The sequence below is a fragment of the Nostoc sp. XA010 genome (assembly GCF_020829625.1).
Classification (GTDB): Bacteria; Cyanobacteriota; Cyanobacteriia; order Cyanobacteriales; family Nostocaceae; genus Nostoc.
On the sequence record NZ_JAIVFX010000126.1, the window covers coordinates 1 to 2,782 of the forward strand.

Genomic DNA, 2,782 nt, shown 5'->3' on the forward strand with positions numbered 1-2,782 from the left:
AGCTAATTCACAGATTGCGAAAATAATTGATTTACTTTGTTTATTATTTACTTAATTTCTACAATTATTTATGTCATTTTGAAATCTTTCTTAGTTTTTATTAGTAAATAAGATGCGTTTGCCCTGATCAGGGGACTCGATGTAGTCACCATAGGCAAAGAGATAATCATTTCCATCGCTACCACACAGTAGATTATTGCTTTGTGAATAGTTAACATTCAAATTATCATCCCCAGTACCGTCAACCAGGGAGTCATTCCCTACACCACCAACGAGCGTGTCATTTCCTACACCACCAACGAGCGTGTCTTTGCCCACACCACCTCTCAAAAGGTCATTGCCACTCAAGCCATTGATTTTATCATTACCGCCCTGACCATTAACCACATCATCTGAAGCATCTAAACCCCTAATGTTGTTATGGAGGTCATTAAGGAAGGTGACTGTATTCTTGATGCCGACGCTTATATCTGTGGAGTTGGCATCTAGGACACTAAAGCTGTCAGTAATGCTAGTTTGCCCACTAAACAAAATATTGCCGATAGCTGGTCTTGCACCAGTTGCTTTCAGGTTCTGCAAGTTTTCTAATTTGAAGTTTTGCAGGATGACTTTGGCACTACGTGCATCTAGAGCAAGGAATCGATCAGTTTCAAAGCCTTCAAATGCTTCAAAGGTGATTTCCAGATTGCTGCCGTTTTGGGTAAGCAGCAGATTTCGGGCACCGAACAAGTCATTGGACTCGAATTTTAATGTGTCCACTTCGGCAATTACTGCTGCTGCCGGGTTTATTCCTTTACCGACACCACCGAAATCAGTGATAGTATCAGTGCCGTCCTGGTCGGGGGACGTCACCCTTTGCTTGTAAACAAACTGATCCTTCCCACCGCCACCAGTCAAGGTGTCGTCGCCCCCCTTACCTGTAATGGTATCGTTGCCTGCAAGACCATTAATCGTATCAGCTAACTCGCTGCCTACTAGCGTATCATTACCCTTAGTTCCAATGATATTTGTCATAATCTTTTACTACCTAAATCAATTTTTTCAGTAACTTCAGTTCTCAACCTTAAGTTTAGTACTGTTTTTGGGCACAAAAATTCACCTCACTTTGACGTTTTCGGCATATTTTATACCTCAAAAGTAAAGATTCACTTTATGATGTCGGATAACAATTTCTTTGTCGTGTTATCAAATTAATGTCGTTAAAGTTTTCAATTGATGAAATTTTCATCCCAGCTATGTTGTAGCACGTTGGATTCCTTGGAATAATGGCAGACAAAAAAGACTTATATGGTGTCTGTATAATGGGCTAATCTTTGATACAGCCTAACTTGGCAGGGTGCGTCGTAGAGCGACAGTAATGTATAATGACGGCAAATAATTTGTTATTCGACAATAAACCTGGGCATTTACCTTGTAACACGATATTGCGATGCCTGCGGCGGGCTGCGCCTACCCATTTCACAGATCACAAGGGCTGCAACCGTAGTAAGTTCGCTGATATCTGGTTGCCTATTGGTACGGTCAAGTCTTTGTCTAATGATTGAAACTATGATAGATGATGATTTTGGCTAATTAGTAGGAACGCAGTGGTTATTAAGCTCTGGTGTAGTTACTAAGTATTTCCACTGAATGATTAATTACAGAAAAACTTTTAGCTTATGCTCTATTCATAATTTTTATTTATAAAATACTTAAAATTCATAATTTAAGCTATATTTTAACTCTTCACTTCGGCTTCAAAGTTAGTAGTGTTTCCTTTACAGCTTCTTGAAGCTAATATCATTAATTTTATCATTGTGATAACAGCTCGAATGATTGATATTAGAGAAGTAGTTTCAAGTAGAGTTAATTGAATCAGTGAATAAGAAATGGGCTATCAAACGCCTGACAATCAATCTGACATCAAGCGAAGCAGAGAAGTTAGAGAAATACTGCTCAATAACAGGACGACCAGCAACGGATGTAATTCGAGAGTTAATCCGCTCTTTAACTGTTGAATCAACACCAGATGCAAATTGAAAAACATGGTTGTAGAGCATAGTTACTCAGTAATTAAATGTATAAGTAAATGCTAATTTTCAGGAAGTAAATGTCCAAGCTGGTAGTTTTGACACAGAAGGTGCTGATGCAGAAATGAGCTTGGTACTTCTACACCTACTTGAGATTATTTGAACGCATTTAAAAGAATTACTTAACAATAAGATTTGGGATAATAAAATGGATGTTGACTTTCTTTCTGATTATCAGCTAATTCTTAATGAAGCCTCTGAGTTTCATTTAGGGTATCCCTACAACTTAAAACACGATCATACATTTTTATTACCTTTTCTGAAATACTCAATTAATAACCTTGGAGGAGATTGCTTTACTAAATCGAATTATCGAATTGATTCACGAGATTTTGAAAAAGAGGTGTTGCAATTTTTTGCAAATTTATACCACCTTCAAGATTGGTGGGGATACGTAACTACCAGTGGAACCGAAGGTAACTTATACGGAATACTCTTAGGGAGAGAAAACTATCCTAATGCTATTTTGTATGCATCAGATGCTTCACATTACTCTGTGACTAAAGCAGCTAGGTTTTTTAGAGTTCCGTATCGCAAGATTGGTGTACAAAAACCTTCGGAAGAAATGGACTATAGTGATTTCTATGTAACTGTTCACAGGATCTGAAACGCTACAATCAAAAATGGGTTACTGAGATGGTAGATTAAAATGCATGGATGAAAACTGCCTCGCCTACGGAATTGAAATTTCGGATTCAGATTGGGAAAAAACT

General features: G+C 37.9%; 3 protein-coding genes. 2 read left to right on the plus strand and 1 reads right to left on the minus strand.

Going from position 1 to position 2,782, the window contains the following annotated elements; translation table 11 throughout:
- Positions 1-90 precede the first annotated feature (90 nt).
- Positions 91-1,014, minus strand: a complete 924-nt coding sequence (locus LC608_RS36575; protein WP_308189988.1) for a hypothetical protein — start codon at positions 1,012-1,014, stop codon at positions 91-93.
- A gap of 843 nt (positions 1,015-1,857) precedes the next feature.
- Between LC608_RS36575 and LC608_RS36580 the strand changes: the two genes are divergently transcribed.
- Positions 1,858-2,019 (plus strand): CopG family transcriptional regulator, encoded by a 162-nt coding sequence (locus LC608_RS36580; RefSeq protein ID WP_229558177.1) that lies wholly within the window; start codon positions 1,858-1,860, stop codon positions 2,017-2,019.
- 198 nt (positions 2,020-2,217) lie between these two features.
- Positions 2,218-2,676 carry a hypothetical protein gene (locus tag LC608_RS36585; protein WP_229558178.1) on the plus strand — a complete coding sequence of 153 codons (459 nt, stop codon included), beginning with the start codon at positions 2,218-2,220 and terminating at the stop codon, positions 2,674-2,676.
- The last annotated feature ends 106 nt before the right edge of the window (positions 2,677-2,782 follow it).